This is a genomic window from Streptomyces sp. NPDC018833, from assembly GCF_044390825.1.
GTDB lineage: Bacteria > Actinomycetota > Actinomycetes > Streptomycetales > Streptomycetaceae > Streptomyces.
In genome coordinates, this window is the sequence record NZ_JBIRZM010000001.1 from 207,052 (window position 1) to 227,622 (window position 20,571).

Here is a 20,571-nt window from a genome sequence, read left to right on the forward strand (position 1 = left end):
GCCCGTCCCGCGGTGCCCCGGCGGCGCGTTCCACCGTATCCCCGCGCCGGGCGCCCCATCGGGGCCCCCGCCGGGAGTCCCGCGCGTCACTTCCGGCTCCCTGTTCCGCAGGGGTCTCCGCAGGTGACCTGTCGTCAACTTCCGCTCGCCACACGGAAATCTACCCGTCCGTAGCAGGTGGATTGTGCGCTTGTGAAGGGTACATAACGGTCGCTGGGTCCGCAGCACAGGGCAGCACCACTGCAGCACAACTGCACAGACAGACAGGAAGGGAGCCCGCCGTGGACAACGGAGTCTCTGCGGGAAGCGCCGGATCGACCAACACCCTCGGCCGTCTCGCGCTCGGACTGACCCTGCTGGCGTTCGGCGTCGGCAACACCCAAGTGATCGACAACGTCACCGCGGCCGATGCCGCGGCCCTCGCCACCTGGGTCGGCGGCGTCGCACTCTTCGTCGTCGGACTGCTCGCGTACCGGGCGGGCGACAGCGGTTCGGGCACGGCCTTCGCCGGTCTCGGAGCGTTCTGGTTCACCTGGGGCACCGGTGTGGGCAGCGAGGTCTCGGCCGAGGCGGCGGGCCTGTTCATGCTGTTGTGGGCGCTGCTCGCGCTGACGCTGACGGCTGCCTCCGCCGGCAGTGGGGTCTTCGGCCAGGGCGTGTACGGCCTGTTGTGCCTGTCACTGCTGCTCGGCGGCATAGGCGCCTTCGCGGGCAGTGCGGGGCTCGCGAAGGCGGGCGGCTGGCTCGGCGCGGTCGCGGGCCTCGTCGCGTGGTACGGGGCGACGGCGGCGCTCGCCAAGTGGCCCACGTTCAGCGGACGCGCTGCCGGCCGGGGAGTGACGGCCACCGGCTGAGCGGCCGGCGGGGGTCCGTGCGACACGGCCTCCGTGAAGAGGCCGGCGTGACGGGTTGCGCGTCGGCCGCACCGCAGAACGCCCCCTGTGTGCTGGTGGCACACACAGGGGGCGTTTTCATGCCGCCGGGCGGCGAACTGCCGACTGCCGCTCTCCTACTCGACGGTGACGGACTTCGCGAGGTTGCGCGGCTTGTCGATGTCCCGGCCGAGCGCCAGCGCCGTGTGGTAGGCGAGGAGTTGGAGCGGGATGCCCATCAGGATCGGGTCGAGCTCGTCCTCGTTCTTCGGAACGACGATCGTGTGGTCGGCCTTCTCCTGCTCGCGGTGGGCGACGGCCAGTATGCGGCCGGAGCGGGCCTTGATCTCCTCCAGCGCGGCGCGGTTCTTCTCCAGCAGCTCGTCGTCGGGCACGATCGCGACCGTGGGCAGCGCGGGCTCGATCAGCGCGAGCGGGCCGTGCTTGAGCTCGGAGGCGGGGTAGGCCTCGGCGTGGATGTAAGAGATCTCCTTGAGCTTCAGGGAGGCCTCCAGGGCCACCGGGTAGCCGCGCACCCGGCCGATGAACATCATCGACTTGGCGTCGGCGTAGCTCTCGGCCAGCTTCTTGATTTCGTCCTCGGACTCGAGGATCTCGCTGATCTGCGCGGGCAGCTTGCGCAGGCCCTCGATGATCCGCTTGCCCTCGGCGACGGACAGGTCGCGGATGCGGCCCAGGTGCAGGGCGAGCAGGGCGAAGGCGACGACCGTGTTGGTGAAGCACTTGGTGGAGACGACGCAGACCTCGGGGCCGGCGTGGACGTACGTGCCGCCGTCGGCCTCGCGGGCGATCGCCGAGCCGACGACGTTCACGACGCCGAGGACGCGGGCGCCCTTGCGCTTGAGCTCCTGGACGGCGGCGAGCACGTCGTACGTCTCACCGGACTGCGAAACGGCGATGTAGAGCGTGTCGGGGTCCACGACCGGGTTGCGGTAGCGGAACTCCGAGGCCGGCTCGGCGTCCGCCGGGATACGGGCGAGGGACTCGATCAGTCCGGCGCCGATCAGGCCCGCGTGGTACGAGGTGCCGCAGCCGAGGATCTTCACGCGGCGGATGCCGCGCGCCTCGCGGGCGTCCAGGTTGAGGCCGCCGAGGTGCACCGTGTTGAACCGGTCGTCGATCCGGCCGCGCAGCACGCGGTCGACCGCGTCGGGCTGCTCGGAGATCTCCTTGTGCATGTACGTGTCGTGGCCGCCCATGTCGTAGGAGGCGGCCTCCCACTCCACGGTCTCCGGGGTGGCGGTCGTGGACGCGCCCGAGGTCGTGTACGTGCGGAAGTCGTCGGCCTTGAGGGTGGCCATCTCGCCGTCGTCGAGGGTGACGATCTGGCGGGTGTGGGCGACCAGGGCGGCGACGTCGGAGGCGACGAACATCTCCTTCTCGCCGATGCCGAGGACGACGGGGGAGCCGTTGCGGGCGACCACGATGCGGTCGGCGAACTCGGCGTGCATGACGGCGATGCCGTACGTGCCCTCGATCACCTTGACGGCCTCGCGGACCTTCTCCTCCAGGCTGGTGGCCTGGGAGCGGGCGATCAGGTGGGTGATGACCTCGGTGTCGGTCTCCGAGGCGAAGACGACGCCGTCGGCCTCCAGCTTGGCGCGCAGCTCGGCCGCGTTGTCCACGATGCCGTTGTGGACGACGGCGACCTTGTTCTCGGGGTCCAGGTGCGGGTGCGAGTTGATGTCGCTCGGGGCGCCGTGCGTGGCCCAGCGGGTGTGGGCGATGCCGGTGGTGCCGGCGAAGCGCTTGGGGACGCGGGCCTCGAGGTCGCGGACACGGCCCTTGGCCTTCACCATCTTCAGGGCCGCGGCCTTGGGGCTGTTGATCACCACGCCCGCCGAGTCGTACCCCCGGTACTCCAGCCGCTGCAGGCCTTCCAGCAGCAGCGGAGCCACATCACGCTTGCCGATGTAGCCGACAATTCCGCACATAAAGTTCTGCCCCTCCGTAGATCAGGTGTGTGCTCGGTGCTGACGGCCGACCGTCATCCGTAGACCATGCGGCGCAGCTGGCGGAGCGAGAGCTCCGGCGGCGCCACGGCGCGGTGCGGCAGCTCGGCCGCGATGCGCTCGAAGATGTCCGCGTTCACGGCGCCGCCCGACTGAAGCTCACGGTGGCGTCGGCGAACGAATTCCTCGGTCGTCTCGTCGAAGTACGCCAGCACGTCGAGCACCACCCGGACCGCTTCACCACGCCGGAGCGCGGTGCTGCGCACCAGATGGTCGACGAGGTCGTCGTGGGACGACAGGCGTTGTTCGAGCACCCGTAGATATTGAGGGGTGGAGGAGTCGCTTTGCAAGAATCCTGCCCGATCCCGGGCAGGAGGCCGCCTGTGCGGCATCCCGGCCGCCCTGGGGGTGTGAGGTCGAACACAAGGGCCCATCATTCCGGATGATTTCCGCCGGGAAGGGATTCTTCCCCCCGCGGGGCGAGTAAGTGGTCTACACCTTGACCGCAGTTGAGGCGCGAGGTACGCATGGTGACAGTCCGGTTGCTCTGCGCACAGTCGAGACCCCCGTTGAAGGGACCCCTGTGAGTCAGCCCAGACCGATTCCCCGACTGCTCGGTTCGCTGTTGCTTCTCGCGGCGGCCACCTTGTCGGGCGTCGCGGCCTCCGCGCTCGCGGCCACGCCCGCCCAGGCCGCCGAGCCCGTCCGTCCGCTAGGCCAGACCGTTCCCGTACCCGCCTCCGTCGTGCCGGGCGGTGCGCCCTTCACGCTCACCGCCCAGACCCGCATCCGCACCGACAACTCCGACGAGGTGCGCGCCATCGGCGACCGCCTCGCCGAGGTGCTGCGCCCCTCCACCGGCTACGCGCTGCCCGTCACCGACCGTCCCTCGCCCGGCGCCATCAGGCTGCGGCTGAGCGGAGGGGACAGCGCGCTCGGCGAGGAGGGCTACCGGCTGCAGTCCTCGCCCGGCGCGCTCACCATCACCGCGCACCGCCCCGCGGGCCTCTTCCGCGGCGTGCAGACCCTGCGCCAGCTGCTGCCCTCGCGGGTGGAGGAGGACACCCGTCAGCCCGGTCCCTGGCGGGTCGCGGGCGGCACGGTCACCGACAGCCCGCGCTTCGCCCACCGCGGCGCCATGCTCGACGTCTCACGGCACTTCCTCACCGTGGACCAGGTCAAGCGTTACCTCGACCACATCTCCCTCTACAAGATCAACAAGCTGCATCTCCATCTCTCCGACGACCAGGGCTGGCGCATCGCCATCGACTCCTGGCCGCGGCTGGCCACCTACGGCGGCTCCACCCAGGTCGGCGGCGGCCCGGGCGGCTACTACACGAAGGCCCAGTACAAGGAGATCGTGCGCTACGCGGCCGCCCGCTATGTCGAGGTCGTGCCGGAGATCGACATGCCCGGCCACACCAACGCGGCCCTCGCCTCGTACGCCGAGCTCAACTGCGACGGCGTGGCGCCGCCCCTCTACACGGGCACGGCGGTCGGCTTCAGCTCCCTGTGCGTCCCGAAGGCCGTCACCTACGACTTCGTCGACGACGTCGTCCGGGAGATCGCCGCGCTCACGCCCGGCAGGTACATCCACATCGGCGGGGACGAGGCGCACTCCACCAGTCGCGCCGACTACGTGGCGTTCATGAACCGCGTACAGCCGATCGTGGCCAGGTACGGCAAGACCGTCATCGGCTGGCACCAGCTGACCGGCGCCACACCGGCCAAGGGCGCAATCGCCCAGTACTGGGGCTTGGACGGCACCAGCCAGGCCGAGAAGGCGCAGGTCGTCAGGGCCGCGAAGAACGGCACCCGGCTGATCCTGTCGCCCGCCGACCGGATCTACCTCGACATGAAGTACAACAAGGACACGAAGCTGGGCCTGTCCTGGGCCGGTTACGTCGAGGTCCGGCGCTCCTACGACTGGGACCCGGGCGCCTATCTGGCAGGCGCACCCGCGAGCGCGATCGCGGGTGTCGAGGCGCCGCTGTGGACGGAGACCATCTCCAGCAACGAGCACATCGACCACATGGCGTTCCCGCGCCTGCCCGGTGTCGCCGAACTCGGCTGGTCGCCCGCGGCGACCCACGACTGGGAGGACTACAAGGTCCGGCTCGCGGCGCAGGGCCCGCGGATGGACGCGCTGGGCATCGACTACTACCGCTCGGCGCAGGTTCCCTGGCCTGCGACACGGTGATCTGATGACGGGCCCCCCGTGGGACCGTCCTCGGGGCGCCCGCCGTTTCAGGGGCCGGATCCGTGTCCGGTGTCTCCCGGCGGGGGCTCCGCCCCCGCGCCCCTGCTCCTCAATCGCCGGAGGGGCTTGAATGCCCACGCCGTCGGCGGCCGGTCGCAGGCCGATGCGGCCCGTGGTCCGAGGCGATCGGCGCCTACGCGGAATCGGGCTGCCCGCGCAGACCGTCCTCGCTCAGGCCCTGCTTCCAGTAGCCGACGAACGTCCCCCGCCGGCGGTCCAGCCCGCGGTCGTCCACCAGGTGGCGCCGCAGGGACTTCACGCTGCCCGCCTCGCCCGCGAGCCACGCGTACGCAGCGCCCTCGGGCAACTCGGCGGCGGCGACGGACTCCAGCGCGGGCGGAGCGTTCTCCTCCCGCACCAGCCAGGTGATGTCGGCGTCCGCGTCGGTGGCGAGCGGCATACGGTCGCCGGCGTGCGCCACCTCCAGCCACACCTTGGCCTTCATGCCCGCGCGGGATGACCTGGCCGGCCGAGCCGCCGGAGCCGTGCCATACGTGCGGCCGGCGGACGGCACACGAACGCGCGCGACCGCCCTCAAGCAGATCGCGCGCGCGTGTGCCGGATGCGTCAGCCGGTGAGGCCCAACTCCCGTGAGATCAGCATCCTCTGGACCTCACTCGTGCCCTCGCCGATCTCAAGGATCTTGGAGTCGCGCCACATCCGGGCGACCGGATACTCGTTCATGAAGCCGTAGCCGCCGTGGATCTGAGTCGCCTCACGGGCGTTGTCCACCGCCACCGTCGAGGAGTACAGCTTGGCGATCGCCGCCTCCTTCTTGAACGGCTCGCCCGTCACCAGCCGGGATGCCGCGTCGCGCCAGCCGACCCGCGCCATGTGCGCGCGCATCTCCATGTCCGCGATCTTGAACTGGATGGCCTGGTTGTCGCCGATCGGCCGACCGAAGGCGTGACGTTCCTTCGCGTACTTCACGGACTCGTCCACACAGCCCTGCGCCAGACCCGTCGCCAGCGCCGAGATCGCGATCCGGCCCTCGTCGAGGATGCGCAGGAACTGGGCGTAGCCCCGGCCCTCCTCGCCCAGCAGGTTGGCGAGCGGGACGCGGACGTCGGAGAACGACAGCTCACGGGTGTCCGAGGCGTTCCACCCCACCTTGGAGTAGGGGGCGGCGACCGTGAAGCCCGGCGTACCGGACGGGACGATGATGGCGGAGATCTCCGGGCGGCCGTCGGCCTTGCGGTCCGTCACCGCCGTCACCGTCACCAGGCCCGTGATGTCCGTGCCGGAGTTGGTGATGAAGCACTTGGAGCCGTTGATGACCCACTCGTCGCCGTCGCGCACGGCCGTCGTCCTCGTGCCGCCCGCGTCCGAACCGCAGTCCGGCTCGGTCAGCCCGAACGCGCCCAGCAGCTCGCCCGAGCACAGCCGGGGCAGCCACTGTCGCTTCTGCTCCTCGGTGCCGAAGCGGTAGACGGGCATCGCACCCAGCGAGACCCCGGCCTCCAGGGTGATGGCCACGGAGGAGTCGACGCGGGCCAGCTCCTCCAGGGCGATGCCGAGGGCGAGGTAGTCACCGCCCATGCCGCCGTACTCCTCCGGGAACGGCAGCCCGAACAGGCCCATGCGGCCCATCTCGCGGACGATCTCGTAGGGGAACTCGTGGCGCTCGTAGAAGTCGCCGATCTTCGGCGCTATCACATCGTGCGCGAACTCCTCGACCGTGCGGCGGAGTTCCTCGTGCTCGGCGGAGAGCCGGTGGTCCAGGGACATCGGGGTGTCACTCCTTGTGGGAGAGGGCGCGGACGGTACGGGACGGGCTGGGACGGCCCAGCTGTTCGGCCATCCACACGCTGGTGGCGGTGAGCCGGCCGAGGTCGACCCCGGTCTCGATGCCGAGGCCGTCGAGCATCCACACGAGGTCTTCGGTGGCGAGATTTCCGGTGGCGCTCTTCGCGTACGGGCAGCCGCCGAGGCCGCCGGCGGAGGCGTCCACCGTGCTCACGCCGCACTGGAGTGCGGCGAGGGTGTTGGCCAGTGCCTGGCCGTAGGTGTCGTGGAAGTGGACCGCGATCCTGCTGCTCGGCACGCCCTTGTCGTGCAGCGCGGTGAGCAGCGCGCGCACATGGCCGGCCGTGGCCACGCCGATCGTGTCGCCGAGGCTGAGCTCGTCGCAGCCCATGTCGATCAGGCGCCGGCACACCGTGACGACCTGCTCGACGGGAACCGGTCCCTCCCACGGGTCGCCGAAGCACATCGACAGGTAGCCGCGCACCCGCAGGCCGTGCTCGACGGCCCTGGTGACGACCGGTGCGAACATGGCGAGCGCCTCGTCGACCGTGCGGTTGAGATTGGCCTTGGCGAACGACTCCGTGGCGCTGGCGAACACGGCGATCTCACGGGCCCCGAGCCCCAGGGCCCGGTCCAGGCCGCGGTCGTTGGGCACGAGAACCGGCAGCCGCACGCCGGGCAGGTCGCCGACCATCGGGAACAACTGCTCGGCGTCCGCCAGTTGGGGAACCCACTTCGGGTGGACGAAGCTGGTCGCCTCCACGGTGGTGAGCCCGGCGGCGGCCAGCCGGCGGATGAACTCCGCCTTGACCTCCACAGGCACCACCGACTTCTCGTTCTGCAGGCCGTCGCGGGGGCCGACCTCATGGATGCGCACGCGCGGAGGGAGGCCGGGGGCCCGCACCGTCATGGGCAGCCCTTCGGTGCCGGTCATGCCTGCGTCTCCTCGCCGGTCTCGTCCGGGGTGACCACGGCGAGAACCTGGTCCATGGCGACGGTCGAGCCCGCGGTGACGTCGAGCTCGGTGACCGTGCCGGCGTGCGGGGCGGAGATGACGTGCTCCATCTTCATCGCCTCCACCACCAGCAGGCTCTGGCCCGCCGTCACCACATCGCCGACGGCCACCTTGACGACGGTGACGGTGCCGGGCATCGGCGCGGCCAGGGTGTCCACGCCGCTGTGCGCGGTCCCGCTGAGGGCCGCCTCGACGGGGTCGTGGTCCAGCACGTGCCAGGAGTCGCCGTCCCGGCCGAGCCAGTCGCCCGCGCGGTGGAAGGTGTGTGTGACGCCGTGCACCTCGACGGCGACCGTGTCCTTTTCGACCCGGGGCGCCGCCTGGCGCCTCACGGTGTGGGTGACGGGATCACCTCCCGGCACGCGCAGGGAGAAGACGAGCGGGGCCGCTTCGCCGCCCATCCGCCAGCCGCTCGGCACCGAGAAGGGGTCCGTCCAGCCCTTGGCGCGGCCGTGGTCGGCCGGGCCGGGGGGCGTTGGCGGCTGATCTCCGGTGGTGGGTTTCCACGGGGCCGACGTCTGCCCCGTGGCCGGGGGCGCCAGCTCGGCAGCCCGCACGGCCGCCGCCGCCTCGTACACCTCGTCCGGCACCCCGCCGGGAACGAGCGCGTCCGCCTCCCGCTCCACGAGACCCGTGTCCATCTCCCCCGAGACGACCGCCGGATGGGCGAGCAGGCGGCGCAGGAACCCGGCGTTCGTCGGGACGCCCAGCGTCACCGTCTCCGCGAGGGCCGCCCGCAGCTTGCGCAGGGCGGTGGCGCGGTCGGGGCCGTACGCGATGACCTTGGAGAGCATCGGGTCGTACAGGCTGCTGACCTCCAGGCCCTCGGTCAGGCCCGAATCCGTGCGCACCCCGTCGCCCTGGGGCTCGTGGAGGCGCAGGACCGTGCCGCCGGAGGGCAGGAAGCCACGCGAGGGGTCCTCGGCGCAGACACGGGCCTCGACCGCGTGGCCCGTGAGGGTGATGTCGTCCTGCCCGAAGGACAGGTGCTCGCCCGCCGCGACCCGCAGCTGCCACTCCACCAGGTCGACACCGGTGATGAACTCGGTGACGGGATGCTCGACCTGGAGACGGGTGTTCATCTCCATGAAGTAGTACTGCGAAGGGTCGGTGCCCGGGACGATGAACTCCACCGTGCCCGCGCCCCGGTAGCCGCAGGAACGGGCCGCCTGCACGGCCGCCTCGCCCATCGCGGCACGCGTCGCCTCGTCCAGCAGGACGGACGGCGCCTCCTCGATGATCTTCTGGTGGCGGCGCTGGAGAGAGCACTCGCGCTCGCCGAGGTGCACCACATTGCCGTGACCGTCGGCCAGTACCTGGATCTCGATGTGCCGGGGCCGGTCGATCCAGCGCTCGACGAGCAGCGTGTCGTCGCCGAAGGAGGCACGGGCCTCGCGCCGCGCGGCCGCGATCTCGTCGAGGAGCGCCGACTCGACGCGGGTGAGGCGCATGCCCTTGCCGCCGCCGCCCGCCGACGGCTTGAGCAGGACCGGCATGCCGATCTCGCGGGCGGCCGCGGCCAGTTCGTCGTCGCTGAGACCGCTGCCCGAGGAGCCGGGGACGACCGGGACGCCGGCTCCCTTCACGGTCTCCTTGGCCCGGATCTTGTCGCCCATCAGGGAGATCGCGGACGCCGGCGGGCCGATGAACACGAGGCCGGCCTCGGCGCACGCCTGGGCGAAGCCCGCGTTCTCCGCGAGGAAGCCGTAGCCGGGGTGGACGGCCTGGGCGCCGGTGCGCGCGGCGGCGTCCAGCAGGCGGTCGATCGAGAGGTAGCTCTCGGCGGCCGGCGCGGGTCCGATACGGACCGCGGTGTCCGCCTCGCGCACATGGCGGGCACCGGCGTCCGCATCGCTGAAGACGGCCACGGAGCGCACGCCGAGGGCCCGCAGGGTGCGGATGACCCGTACCGCGATCTCGCCGCGGTTGGCGACCAGAACGGTGTCGAACATCGTCATCGTGAAGGTCCCTCACATCCGGAAGACACCGAAGCCGGCGTCCCCCAACGGCGCGTTGGCGCAGGCGGTCAGGGCCAGACCCAGCACCTGCCGGGTGTCCATCGGGTCGATCACGCCGTCGTCCCACAGGCGGGCCGTCGCGTAGTAGGCGTTGCCCTGCTGCTCGTACTGGGCGCGGATCGGGTCCTTGAAGGCCTCTTCCTCCGCGGCGGACCACTGCTCGCCGCGGCCCTCCAGCTGGTCCCGCTTGACCGTGGCCAGGACGGACGCGGCCTGTTCGCCGCCCATGACCGAGATCTTCGCGTTCGGCCACATCCACAGGAAGCGCGGGCCGTAGGCCCGGCCGCACATCGAGTAGTTGCCCGCGCCGTAGGAACCGCCGACGACGACCGTCAGCTTCGGCACCCGCGTGCACGCCACGGCCGTGACCATCTTGGCTCCGTGCTTGGCGATGCCGCCGGCCTCGTAGTCCTTGCCGACCATGAAGCCGGAGATGTTCTGCAGGAAGAGCAGGGGGATACCGCGCTGGTCGCACAGCTCGATGAAGTGCGCGCCCTTCTGCGCGGACTCGGCGAACAGGATGCCGTTGTTGGCGACGATGCCGACCGGGTGGCCGTGGATCCGGGCGAAGCCGGTGACCAGCGTCTGCCCGAACTCCGACTTGAACTCGGCGAACCGGGAGCCGTCCGTGATCCGGGCGATGACCTCCCGCACGTCGTACGGCGTGCGGGAGTCGACCGGGACGGCGCCGTACAACCCGGCGGGGTCGACCTTGGGCTCCTCGGCCGGCTCCACGGACCAGGGGAGCGGGCCGCGCTCGGGGAGGGTCGCGACGATGGTGCGCACGATCCGCAGCGCGTGGGCGTCGTCCTCGGCGAGATGGTCGGTGACGCCGGAGACGCGGGAGTGGACCTCGCCGCCGCCGAGCTCCTCGGCGGTGACGACCTCGCCGGTCGCCGCCTTCACCAGTGGCGGGCCGCCGAGGAAGATGGTGCCCTGGTTGCGCACGATCACGGCCTCGTCGCTCATGGCGGGCACATATGCCCCGCCCGCGGTGCAGGAACCGAGCACCGCCGCGATCTGGGGGATGCCGGCGCCGGACATCCGGGCCTGGTTGTAGAAGATCCGGCCGAAGTGCTCACGGTCGGGGAAGACCTCGTCCTGCATCGGCAGGAACGCGCCGCCGGAGTCCACGAGGTACACGCAGGGCAGCCGGTTCTCCAGCGCCACTTCCTGTGCGCGCAAGTGCTTCTTGACCGTCATCGGGTAGTAAGTGCCGCCCTTGACGGTGGCGTCATTGGCCACGACCACGACCTCACGGCCGCTGACCCGCCCGATCCCGGCGATCACCCCGGCCGCCGGGGCCTGTCCGTCGTACATTCCCTCGGCCGCCAGCGGAGCGAGCTCCAGGAACGGCGAGCCGGGGTCGAGAAGGGTGTCCACGCGGTCCCGCGGAAGCAGCTTCCCGCGCGCCGTGTGGCGGGCGCGCGCCTTCTCGCCGCCGCCGAGGCGGGCTGCCGCCAGGCGAGAGCGCAGACCGTCGGCGAGCTCCTGGTGTGCCGCCTCGTTGGCCTGCCAGGCCTCGGACGCCGGGTCTGCGGCGCTCGCCAGCACTGGTGCCTGCTGCATTGCTCGAGCTCCCTTGCTCGGTTAATGAGCGTTAACGTGTTTCCTCAAGGTTAACGACCGCTAACGGCCCTGTCTAGAATGAATTCCCATGAGCACCAGGACCTCGGCCCCGACGCGCCGCGAGCAGATCCTCAAGGAGGCCGCGCGCCTCTTCGCCGAGCGCGGCTTCCACGGCGTGGGAGTCGACGAGATAGGGGCCGCGGTGGGCATCAGCGGCCCCGGCCTCTACCGCCACTTCCCCGGCAAGGATGCGATGCTCGCGGAGCTGCTCGTGGGCATCAGCGAGCGTCTCCTGAGCGGTGGCCGACTGCGGGTCGAGGAGGCGTCGGCGAGCCCGGACGCGGTCCTGGAGTCCCTGATCGACGGCCACATCGACTTCGCGCTCGACGACCGCCCGCTGATCACTCTGCACGACCGGGAGCTGGACCGCCTGCGGGACAGCGACCGCAAGCTGGTGCGCCAGTTGCAGCGCCAGTACGTGGAGCTGTGGGTCACGGTGGTGCGAGAGCTGCACCCGGAGGTGGTGGAGTCGGAGGCGAGGACGGCCGTGCACGCGGTGTTCGGCCTGCTCAACTCGACGCCCCACCTTGGTGCGAACGGAGGCGGCCCCCTGGGCCGCGCGGCGACGGAGTCCCTGCTCAGGCGGCTGGCGCACGGGGCGTTCGCGGCGCTGGGGCCGCTGGGGGCGCGGTAGCGCGGGCGGCGGGGGTCTCGGTGGTGCCGGGCGGCAGCTCTGCGGGGCCGTAGAGGCGGCCGTAGCGGAATCGGGGGATCCGGTCGGGGGCGCACTGTGAGGGTGTAGGCGGAGTCGGAGAGTCCGGTCCGCGGCATGTCCGTGGTACGGGCGTAGCGGAATCGGAGGGTCCGTCCGGGGCATGTCCCTGGGGGCGTAGCGGAGTCCGAGAGTCCGTTGCGCCGCACGTCCGGCGGACGAGACGGTGGGTCCTCTCCTCGCACGCCACGGCAGAATGGGGCCCATGCCGATACCCAGCCGCGCCGCTCTTGTCGACCATCTCGTCCGCTCACGTATCGCCGGAGACGTCGCCACCCCTCGCGACAACAATCTCTCCCACTACCGCAGACTCGCCAACGGCGACCGGCACTACTGGCTCGGCCTGGAGCTCGGCGACCGCTGGAGCGACGAGCAGGACGTGCTGGCGGTCATGGCCGAGCGGTGCGGCGTCAGCGACGACCCCCAGCACCGGCAGGGCCAGGACACCATCGACCCCGAGCTGACCGTCGATGCCCTGGAGCGCATGGCCGCCCGCCTGCGCAAGGCCGCCGACGCCCACGAGCGCGTGCTGTTCGCGACCGGTCACCCCGGCGGCCTGCTCGACGTCCACCGGCAGACCGCCGCCGCGCTGCGGGCCGCGGGCTGCGACATCGTACGGATCCCGGGCGGGCTGATGGCCGACGAGGGCATGGTGTTCCAGTTCGCCGACGTCGCCATGCTGGAGCGCGGCGCGACCCTGTGGCACACCCACTCGCCGGCGCCGATGGCGGCGATCCTCGACGGTCTGGCGCGCGAGGGCCGGCCGCTGCCCGACCTGGTGGTGGCCGACCACGGCTGGGCGGGCTGCGCGGGCCAGCGCGGCATCGACGCCGTCGGCTACGCGGACTGCAACGACCCGGCGCTGTTCATCGCCGAGGCCGAGGGCACGCTCCAGGTGACGGTTCCGCTCGACGACCATGTGACCGACCCGCGGTTCTACGACCCGATGACGGCCTACCTGCTGGACGCGGCGGGGCTCGAGCCGGCCGCCTGAACCCCGGGCGCGGGGCCGCGGGGGCACGAGGTCGTGGGGTGGCGGGCTTGTGGGGTGGCGGGGCGGTGGGGCCCCGGGGCTTCAGGGCCTCGGGGTCTCAGTCACGCCACGTGCCGCGTACGACGCCGTAGGTGCCGACGAGCAGCATCAGCGTCAGTGCGCCCCGCAGCGCGAGCCCGAGGCCGTAACGCACGCCCCCGGTGTGGCCGATCCACCAGTCGCGGGCGACGATCAGCAGCAGCACACTGCCGACGATCAGCGCGCCACCGCCGACGGCCCACAGCGCCCGCGCGGCGGGCGACGCCCTCGCCCAGGCGCCGGTCCCGGCCGCGTCGTGCGACGACGGGTCGTCGTACGACGGTTCCTCCTCGGCCGGTGGCGGCGCGCTCACTGCTATCCGTTCCCTTCGTGGGCCGACTCGGCGGCCCGACTCGGTGTCCGGGGCAGCGTTGGCCCGGGGGCTGGTCGACCCCCGGGGATCCGGGCGGTCGCTTGTGGCGTCCTAGGATCTGCAACCAGGCTCGCAGCAGCGGCCGCTGCATCGCTCAGACTCCAGGACGACCTTTGCCCTACGACTTGAGGCCGGTGCGTGTCCTCGTCGTCGACGACGAGGAGCTCGTACGCACCGCACTCCAGCAGGTTCTCGGCTCGGCCGACGGCGTGACCGTCGTCGGGACCTGCGACGGCCCCGACGCCGTCGACGCCGTACGCGACCTCGCACCCGATCTCGTCCTGCTGGACATCGACATGCCTTCCGTGCCCGGCTTCGACGTGCTGCGCACGCTCAGGGGCGTGTCCCGGCCGCCCGCCGTCGCGATGCTCACCGCCCTCGACACGGCGGACCACGTGGAACGCGCCCTGCGCGAGGGCGCGGCCGGCTTCCTGCTCAAGACCACCGAGCCGCGGGTCTTCGTCGAGGCAGTGCGCCTGCTCGCCGTGGGCGGCGTGGTCTGCACACCGCCCGGCAGCGCGGAGGCACTCTCCCGGTACGCGGCCTCGGCCCCCGTGCCGCCGGTCCCGGACCGCGTCGATGCTCTCGATCACCTCACTGCCCGCGAACGGGACGTCCTCGCGCTGATCGCCGCCGGCCTGTCCAACGCGGACATCGCGGCCCACCTCGGCATGGGCGTGACGACGGTCAAGACCCACATCGGCGCACTGAAGCGGAAACTGGCGGTCGGCAGCCGGGTCGCGCTGGCGTCCGTGGTGCACCGGTCGGCCGCGCCGTGAGACCCGGCCTGCCGCCCCCTGGCCGCCGAGACGGCGCCGTCGGCCCGGGGGTCGCCCGCCCGCGCTTCGGCCGTTCGTGGCTCACCCGCCCGCGCCCAGGTCGTCCGAGCCTCGGCTGTCGGCTCGGCCGGCTGGGCGGCGCCACGGTGGCCGTGGAGGGCCTGGTCGTGGCCGCCGCCCTCGCCGAAGCGCTGGCCACCCGTCACTGGCTCACCGGCTGGATGGTCTGGATCGCGTCGGCGGTGGCCGTGGCGCTTCCGCTGCGGCGGCGTTTCCCCCGTCCCTTCATGCTGCTCGCCCTGCCGACGCTGGCCACCGGTGTGCTGTGGATCCCGGCGATGGCTGCCCTGCATGCCGTCGCCGCGTCCGAACGGCGCCGCATCGAGGTGGTCGCCTCGGCGGGTGCGGTTGCCGTCGTGTCCTTCGTGCCGTGGCAGCACATGGACGACTACTCCTGGTCCCTGCCCGACGTCACGCTCGGCATCCTGCTCTCGGGACTGCTGGCCGTCGCGCCCGCCGCCCTCGGCCTGCTCGGCCGTGCGCGCGCCGAACTCGCCTGCCGCCTCGCCGAACTGGCCCTCTCCCGTGAGCGTGAGCGCCGGTACGCCGCCGAACAGGCCACGCAGCGGGAACGCGAACGGCTGGCCCGCGACGTGCACGACACCGCCGCCCACCACCTGAGCCTGATCAGCCTGCGCTGCAGCGGACTCGCCGCGGCCGCCGACACCGTCCGGTACCGGGAGGAGGCCGCCGCGCTCGGCGAACTCAGCCGCCGGGCCGCGACCGACCTGCGCCGGGCCATCCGCCACGAAGGCCCCGGCTTCGCACAGCTGCCGGAACTGCTCGATGCGGCACGCGACCTGGTGGACTCGGTGCACCTGGATCCCGGCGACTGCGCTCCGGCGGTCCAGCACGCCGCCTACCGCATCGTCCAGGAGGGCCTCACCAACATCCGCCGCCACGCCCCCGGCGCCCGGGCCAGGGTGACGGTGCGCCGCACCGGCCACTCCCTGCTGGTCTGCGTCCACAACGGCCCGCCGCCCGCAGCCTGCGCACCCCCCGACCCCGGCGGCCACGGCCTGACGGGCCTGCGCACCCGCGCGGCGGCCCTCGGCGGCACATTCACGTCCGGCCCGACCCCCGAAGGCGGCTTCGCCCTCGCCGCGACGCTGCCGGTGCCGGCGGCGCTCTGTTCCGGAGCTGAGCCGCCCGTGATGGGGCGGGAGTAGTCAACCGGTGACGCATCCTGCGTCGTGGAGCCCGGTGGCACCGGGGTCGACGCTGCCGCTGTTCGCCCGCCTCGCGCCGGTTCTCGACGCGGCGCTCGGCGTTGAGCTGAAGGTGACACCTCCGCGTGTGCCCTTCACGGCCCACACCCCGGTCCACAGCCCCGTTTCACAGCCCACACCCCGGCGGCCTGCGCGCCTCGTCAGTGCGGGACGCGGACCACGCCCTCCTGGATGACGGAGATCGCCAGCCGCCCGTCCTGGGTCCAGATGCGGGCCTGGCCCAGGCCCCGGCCGCCAGACGCGGACGGGGACTCCTGGTCGTACAGCAGCCACTCGTCGGCGCGGAAGGGGCGGTGGAACCACATCGCGTGGTCCAGTGACGCGCCGACGACGTCGCCGACCGCCCAGCCGCCGCGCCCGTGCGCGAGCAGCACCGAGTCGAGCAGCGTCATGTCGGAGACGTACGTGGCGAGTACGACATGCAGGAGCGGGTCGTCGGCCAGCTTGCCGTTGGTGCGGAACCAAACCTGGGAGTGCGGTTCGCGGGGCTCGCCGAACTTGCCGTACGGCGGCTCGTCGACATAGCGCAGGTCGACCGCCTGGCGTGCCTCTAGGAACCTCTCGACGACCGCCGGGTCGAGATGGTCGTACCCGCGCAGGCGCTCCGGCGAGGTGGGAAGCGTCTCCGGGTCGGGCGCGGGCGGCATCGGGGTCTGGTGGTCCAGGCCCTCCTCGTATGTCTGGAAGGACGCCGACAGGGCGAAGATCGGCTTGCCGTGCTGGACCGCGACGACGCGGCGCGTGGTGAAGGAGCGGCCGTCGCGCATGCGGTCGACGCTGTAGACGATGGGCGCGCCCGGGTCGCCCATGCGCAGGAAGTACGCGTGGAGGGAGTGGGCGTGGCGGTCCTCGGGGGCCGTACGCCCGGCGGCGACCAGCGCCTGGGCCGCGACCTGACCGCCGAAGACGCGCGGGACGACGGCGGAGCGGGACTGGCCGCGAAAGATGTTCTCCTCGATCTGCTCCAGGTCGAGCAGATCGAGGAGACCCTGTAGTGCCTCGTTCATGGCACCTTTTCTACTGTGCGGATTTCCGGGACTTACAGGCCCATGTCCTTCGCGATGATCGACTTCATGATCTCGCTGGTACCGCCGTAGATGCGGTTGACGCGGTTGTCCGCGTACAGGCGGGCGATCGGGTACTCGTTCATGAAGCCGTAGCCGCCGTGCAGCTGCAGGCAGCGGTCGATCACCCGGTGCGCGACCTCGGTGCAGAAGAGCTTCGCGGACGCGGCCTCGGCCGGGGTCAGCTCGCCCGCGTCGAGGGCCTCCAGCGCGCGGTCGGCGACGGCCTCGGCGGCGTCCACCTCGGCCTGGCAGGCGGCCAGCTCGAACTTGGTGTTCTGGAAGGCGGCGACCGGCTTGCCGAAGACCGTGCGCTCCTGGACGTACTCCTTGGCGAACCGCACGGCGGCCTTGGCCTGCGCGTAGGCGCCGAAGGCGATGCCCCAGCGCTCGGAGGCCAGGTTGTGGCCGAGGTAGTAGAAGCCCTTGTTCTCCTCGCCGAGCAGGTCCTCGACCGGAACCTTCACGTCGACGAACGCCAGCTCGGCGGTGTCGGAGGTCTTCAGGCCGAGCTTGTCGAGCTTGCGGCCGACGGAGTAGCCCTCGGACTTGGTGTCCACGGCGAAGAGGGAGATGCCGTGGCGGCGGTCCTCGGCGCTGGGCGCGTCCGTGCGGGCGCAGACGATCACGCGGTCGGCGTGCACGCCGCCGGTGATGAAGGTCTTGGCACCGTTGAGGACGTAGTGGGTGCCGTCCTCGGAGAGCTTGGCGGTGGTCTTCATGCCCGCGAGGTCGGAGCCGGTGCCCGGCTCGGTCATCGCCAGTGCCCACATCTCCTCACCGGAGACGAACTTCGGCAGGAACCGCTTCTTCTGCTCGTCGGTGGCGAGCATCTTGATGTACGGCAGGCCGAGCAGCACATGCACGCCGGAGCCACCGAACTGGACGCCGGCACGGGAGGTCTCCTCGTACATCACGGCCTCGAACTTGTACGAGTTGATGCCGGCGCCGCCGTACTCCTCGTCGACGCGGATGCCGAAGACGCCGAGCTCGGCGAGCTTGTAGTAGAAGTCGCGGGGCGCCTGGCCCGCCGCGAACCACTCGTCGTAGACGGGGACGACCTCGGCCTCGATGAAGGCGCGGATGGTGTCCCGGAACGCCTCGTGGTCCTCGTTGAATACGGTCCGGCGCACGGACGCCTCCTCGTGACTGGGTACGACAATGTCTAAGCGCTTGCTCAGAGCCACAAGTTACCCGGCGGTTGTTGAAACTGTCCAGAGTGATGCTGCGCACGCAGAGAGCCCGCCGTCGCGCCCCCGTCCGCCGAAGCGGCGCTCCGTCCCTTGTTGCTGCGCTCACCGCCCAGGTGGGACAGGACCGACGGGCTGCGGCACGCCGACTACTGGGCCGGTGTGCCGCCAGGAGACCGGCCCCGACACCGAGATGGCCCCCGTGCGCTTCAGGCTCCCGCCGGGTGACCGGGACCGTCTTCGCGGCTCGCTCAGGCCGACGGCTCGTCGCCGTCGTAGGCCGCCAGTGCCGCCTGGCGAAAATCGAGCAGTTCGACCAGGTCCTGTGGGGTCAGGTGTTCCTGGGCCAGCTTCACCGTCGCCCGGCCCTCCGTCGCCGCTCACCCGTGGCGGGCCCGCTTGTTTGCTCTGCGGCGGCGCCCATGGCCGGTCAACGTCTCCAGAGGAGGCGCGGACCAGTGGGCGGCCCTGTCGCGGAGGGATATCGAGGAAGATCTCATGCACCGCTACAAGGGCCCAACGCAAGCCGATGTCCCCAGTGACCATTACCCTGGCCGCGGAGAGGGGGCAGCATGCTGCTGAGATTCCGCACAGCGAACGTTCGGTCACTGCGCGACGAGCAGGAGCTGACGTTCGTCGCGTCCGACGACGAGCCGAATGCGGCAGCGCGGCCGGTCGAGCTCGCCGGCAGCCGTTCGCTTGCGGTGCTGCCATTGATCGGCATCTTCGGCGCCAACGCCTCGGGCAAGTCGAACGTGCTGGCCGCCATGACCGACATGCGGTCCGCTGTCCTGAACTCGTACGCCCGCTGGGCGTCGTTCGACGGCACCGCCCGCACGCCCTTCGCGCTGGACGTCAAGGAAGGCGAGGAGCCCAGCTTCTTCGAGGCGGACCTCGTTCTCGACGATGTGCGATGGACGTACGGCTTCGAGCTGGGGACCGACCGCGTCGAGTCGGAGTGGCTTCACAGCTATCCGCGCGGCCATCGCCAGGTGTGGCTCGACCGTGAGGCCTCGCGCGACAAGGTCTACGACTGGCCGGGCAGTCGTGTGAAGGACCGAGCTCAGTTGGAGCGGAGGACGCGCCCCAACGCACTGCTGCTGTCCACGGCCGGTACGGACAACCACCCACAGCTGTCGCCTCTCTTCCACTGGTTCCGCCGCAATCTGTGGTTGATCAATCCGGAGGACGAGCGCACACAGCGAGAGGCGTTCACGACGAGGGAACTGTCGGGCAGCCGCGCGCGCCGCATCAACGAGCTGCTGCGGGTCGCCGATCTCGGCATCACGGGGGCGGAAGTTGTTCAGGAGGGCAAAGACCGCCCCACGGTCAGACTGACCCATCGTTCCGCCGCCGGAGAAGTCGCGTTCGACTGGCGGCACGAATCCTTCGGCACCCGCTCCTGGTTTGCCCTCCTCGGCCCGCTCCTTCTGGCCCTGGACGAGGGCGCCGTACTGCTCGTGGACGAGCTGGACTCCAGCCTCCACCCGCGTTTCGCCGCCGAGGTCGTCCGGCTCTTCCACGATCCGCAGGCCAATCCCAAGGGTGCGCAGCTCGTCTTCACCTCCCACGATCCGTCCGTGCTCACCACACCGAGCGGCGGCCGTCTGCTGGAGCCCGGCCAGGTGTGGCTGACGGAGAAGGACCAGGACGGCGCCACCGACCTTTACCCGCTGACCGCTGCGTCCCCGGGGGAGGACGAGGACCTGATGAAGTCCTACCTGGCCGGCGCTTTCGGTGCTGTTCCCTCCCTTCTGGAGGGACAGATCGCCCGTCGGCTGCTGGCAGCGAACGAACGGGAACGAGAGCACGAGGCGGAGCGGAGCGGCAGCTGATGGCGCGCACGAGGGGGAAGGACTCGCTGGGCCCTGCGAACAAGGGCAGCCGGCGACGCAAGGTCGTGCACGTCTTCACCGAGGGCAGGGTGACGGAACCCGAGTACATCAAGATCGTGAAGGAACGGGCCGGCGTGACGGGCATCGAGGTCCGCATCGCGAACGCGTCCGCTCCTGGTTCGCAACGCAAGCCGATCAAGCTGGTCGAGGCAGCGGTCCGGCTCATGCGCGAGGAGACCCGGGCAGCCAAGCGCGCCAAGTTGGCCGAGGCTTTCTGGCCCGCGGTGTGGTGTCTGTTCGACAGGGACGAGCACCAGCAGATCACGGACGCCTTCAAGCTGGCCGAGGAGGGCGGTGTCGAAGTCGCCTTCTCCCATCCCTGCTTCGAGGTGTGGCGCGTGCTCCACCACAAGGCGGTGACCGGTACCTTCGGCGGCAGCTGCGACATGGCCGCCGACCGGCTGCCGTTCGCGGGAAGCACCACGAACATCAAGACGGTGCTGCCGGAGCAGATCCCCGTGGGCAGTTTTGCCGAGGCGAAGAAGCGGGCGCTGAAGATGAACGCTGCTCACGAGGCACATGTGCCGAAGGTGCTGCGCGACCCGTACACGGACGTCTTCGAGTTCGTCGAGAAGGCGCTCGGGATCACCTCCTACTGACGGAAAACGACCGGTTCGAGGGAACGGTTATCACCTCGGCCCCGGTCGCCGTAGGGTTCCTACGTCATATCGGGTCGTAGGGAAG

At 71.1% G+C, this 20,571-nt stretch carries 18 protein-coding genes; 8 read left to right on the top strand and 10 right to left on the bottom strand.

Going from position 1 to position 20,571, the window contains the following annotated elements:
• Positions 1-281: 281 nt before the first annotated feature.
• Complete coding sequence (locus tag ACH5AF_RS00945) at positions 282-854, top strand: GPR1/FUN34/YaaH family transporter (RefSeq protein ID WP_398899151.1); 573 nt, start codon at positions 282-284, stop codon at positions 852-854.
• A 155-nt stretch (positions 855-1,009) separates the two neighbouring features.
• On the opposite strand, the gene glmS is transcribed toward ACH5AF_RS00945, so the two are convergent.
• Positions 1,010-2,827: a glutamine--fructose-6-phosphate transaminase (isomerizing) gene (gene glmS, locus ACH5AF_RS00950; protein WP_398899152.1), complete on the bottom strand. Its 1,818-nt coding sequence runs from the start codon at positions 2,825-2,827 to the stop codon at positions 1,010-1,012.
• A 53-nt stretch (positions 2,828-2,880) separates the two neighbouring features.
• Complete coding sequence (locus ACH5AF_RS00955) at positions 2,881-3,159, bottom strand: hypothetical protein (protein ID WP_398899153.1); 279 nt, start codon at positions 3,157-3,159, stop codon at positions 2,881-2,883.
• Between the two features lie 269 nt (positions 3,160-3,428).
• On the opposite strand from ACH5AF_RS00955, the gene ACH5AF_RS00960 reads away from it, so the two are divergent.
• On the top strand, positions 3,429-5,045 hold the full coding sequence (locus tag ACH5AF_RS00960) for a beta-N-acetylhexosaminidase (RefSeq protein WP_398899154.1): 1,617 nt from the start codon (positions 3,429-3,431) through the stop codon (positions 5,043-5,045).
• A gap of 193 nt (positions 5,046-5,238) precedes the next feature.
• Here ACH5AF_RS00960 and ACH5AF_RS00965 read toward each other — a convergent pair whose 3' ends face one another.
• The 5 genes from ACH5AF_RS00965 to ACH5AF_RS00985 are packed head-to-tail and all read right to left on the bottom strand — an operon-like array spanning position 5,239 to position 11,453.
• The gene (locus ACH5AF_RS00965) at positions 5,239-5,619 is read right to left on the bottom strand and encodes a siderophore-interacting protein (protein WP_398899155.1); all 381 of its coding nucleotides are present in this window, start codon (positions 5,617-5,619) and stop codon (positions 5,239-5,241) included.
• Positions 5,620-5,672: 53 nt separating this feature from the next.
• Positions 5,673-6,833, bottom strand: a complete 1,161-nt coding sequence (locus ACH5AF_RS00970; RefSeq protein WP_398899156.1) for an acyl-CoA dehydrogenase family protein — start codon at positions 6,831-6,833, stop codon at positions 5,673-5,675.
• 7 nt (positions 6,834-6,840) lie between these two features.
• Positions 6,841-7,785: a hydroxymethylglutaryl-CoA lyase gene (locus ACH5AF_RS00975; RefSeq protein WP_398899157.1), complete on the bottom strand. Its 945-nt coding sequence runs from the start codon at positions 7,783-7,785 to the stop codon at positions 6,841-6,843.
• Positions 7,782-9,818, bottom strand: coding sequence for an acetyl-CoA carboxylase biotin carboxylase subunit (locus ACH5AF_RS00980; protein WP_398899756.1), 2,037 nt, complete (start codon positions 9,816-9,818; stop codon positions 7,782-7,784). Before ACH5AF_RS00980 ends, ACH5AF_RS00975 begins: the two co-directional genes overlap by 4 nt.
• Before the next feature lie 18 nt (positions 9,819-9,836).
• Positions 9,837-11,453, bottom strand: a complete 1,617-nt coding sequence (locus ACH5AF_RS00985; protein WP_398899158.1) for a carboxyl transferase domain-containing protein — start codon at positions 11,451-11,453, stop codon at positions 9,837-9,839.
• A gap of 88 nt (positions 11,454-11,541) precedes the next feature.
• Here ACH5AF_RS00985 and ACH5AF_RS00990 point away from each other — a divergent pair, with 88 nt between their 5' ends.
• On the top strand, positions 11,542-12,147 hold the full coding sequence (locus tag ACH5AF_RS00990; protein WP_398899159.1) for a TetR/AcrR family transcriptional regulator: 606 nt from the start codon (positions 11,542-11,544) through the stop codon (positions 12,145-12,147).
• Between the two features lie 283 nt (positions 12,148-12,430).
• Positions 12,431-13,219, top strand: coding sequence for a phosphatase (locus ACH5AF_RS00995; protein WP_398899160.1), 789 nt, complete (start codon positions 12,431-12,433; stop codon positions 13,217-13,219).
• A gap of 97 nt (positions 13,220-13,316) precedes the next feature.
• Here ACH5AF_RS00995 and ACH5AF_RS01000 read toward each other — a convergent pair whose 3' ends face one another.
• Complete coding sequence (locus ACH5AF_RS01000) at positions 13,317-13,610, bottom strand: hypothetical protein (RefSeq protein WP_398899161.1); 294 nt, start codon at positions 13,608-13,610, stop codon at positions 13,317-13,319.
• A gap of 173 nt (positions 13,611-13,783) precedes the next feature.
• On the opposite strand from ACH5AF_RS01000, the gene ACH5AF_RS01005 reads away from it, so the two are divergent.
• Together ACH5AF_RS01005 and ACH5AF_RS01010 are read left to right on the top strand one after the other, a co-directional pair.
• Positions 13,784-14,449, top strand: a complete 666-nt coding sequence (locus tag ACH5AF_RS01005) for a response regulator (RefSeq protein WP_398899162.1) — start codon at positions 13,784-13,786, stop codon at positions 14,447-14,449.
• A gap of 146 nt (positions 14,450-14,595) precedes the next feature.
• Positions 14,596-15,678 (top strand): sensor histidine kinase, encoded by a 1,083-nt coding sequence (locus ACH5AF_RS01010; RefSeq protein WP_398899163.1) that lies wholly within the window; start codon positions 14,596-14,598, stop codon positions 15,676-15,678.
• 200 nt (positions 15,679-15,878) lie between these two features.
• Here ACH5AF_RS01010 and tesB read toward each other — a convergent pair whose 3' ends face one another.
• Both tesB and ACH5AF_RS01020 read right to left on the bottom strand, forming a co-directional pair.
• Complete coding sequence (gene tesB / locus ACH5AF_RS01015) at positions 15,879-16,745, bottom strand: acyl-CoA thioesterase II (RefSeq protein WP_398899164.1); 867 nt, start codon at positions 16,743-16,745, stop codon at positions 15,879-15,881.
• Positions 16,746-16,777: 32 nt separating this feature from the next.
• The gene (locus tag ACH5AF_RS01020; protein WP_398899165.1) at positions 16,778-17,935 is read right to left on the bottom strand and encodes an acyl-CoA dehydrogenase family protein; all 1,158 of its coding nucleotides are present in this window, start codon (positions 17,933-17,935) and stop codon (positions 16,778-16,780) included.
• Between the two features lie 629 nt (positions 17,936-18,564).
• On the opposite strand from ACH5AF_RS01020, the gene ACH5AF_RS01025 reads away from it, so the two are divergent.
• Both ACH5AF_RS01025 and ACH5AF_RS01030 read left to right on the top strand, forming a co-directional pair.
• Positions 18,565-19,827 carry an ATP/GTP-binding protein gene (locus ACH5AF_RS01025; RefSeq protein ID WP_398899166.1) on the top strand — a complete coding sequence of 421 codons (1,263 nt, stop codon included), beginning with the start codon at positions 18,565-18,567 and terminating at the stop codon, positions 19,825-19,827.
• Entirely contained in the window at positions 19,827-20,486 is a 660-nt protein-coding gene (locus tag ACH5AF_RS01030) for an RloB family protein (RefSeq protein WP_398899167.1), read from the top strand. Before ACH5AF_RS01025 ends, ACH5AF_RS01030 begins: the two co-directional genes overlap by 1 nt.
• Positions 20,487-20,571 lie beyond the last annotated feature (85 nt).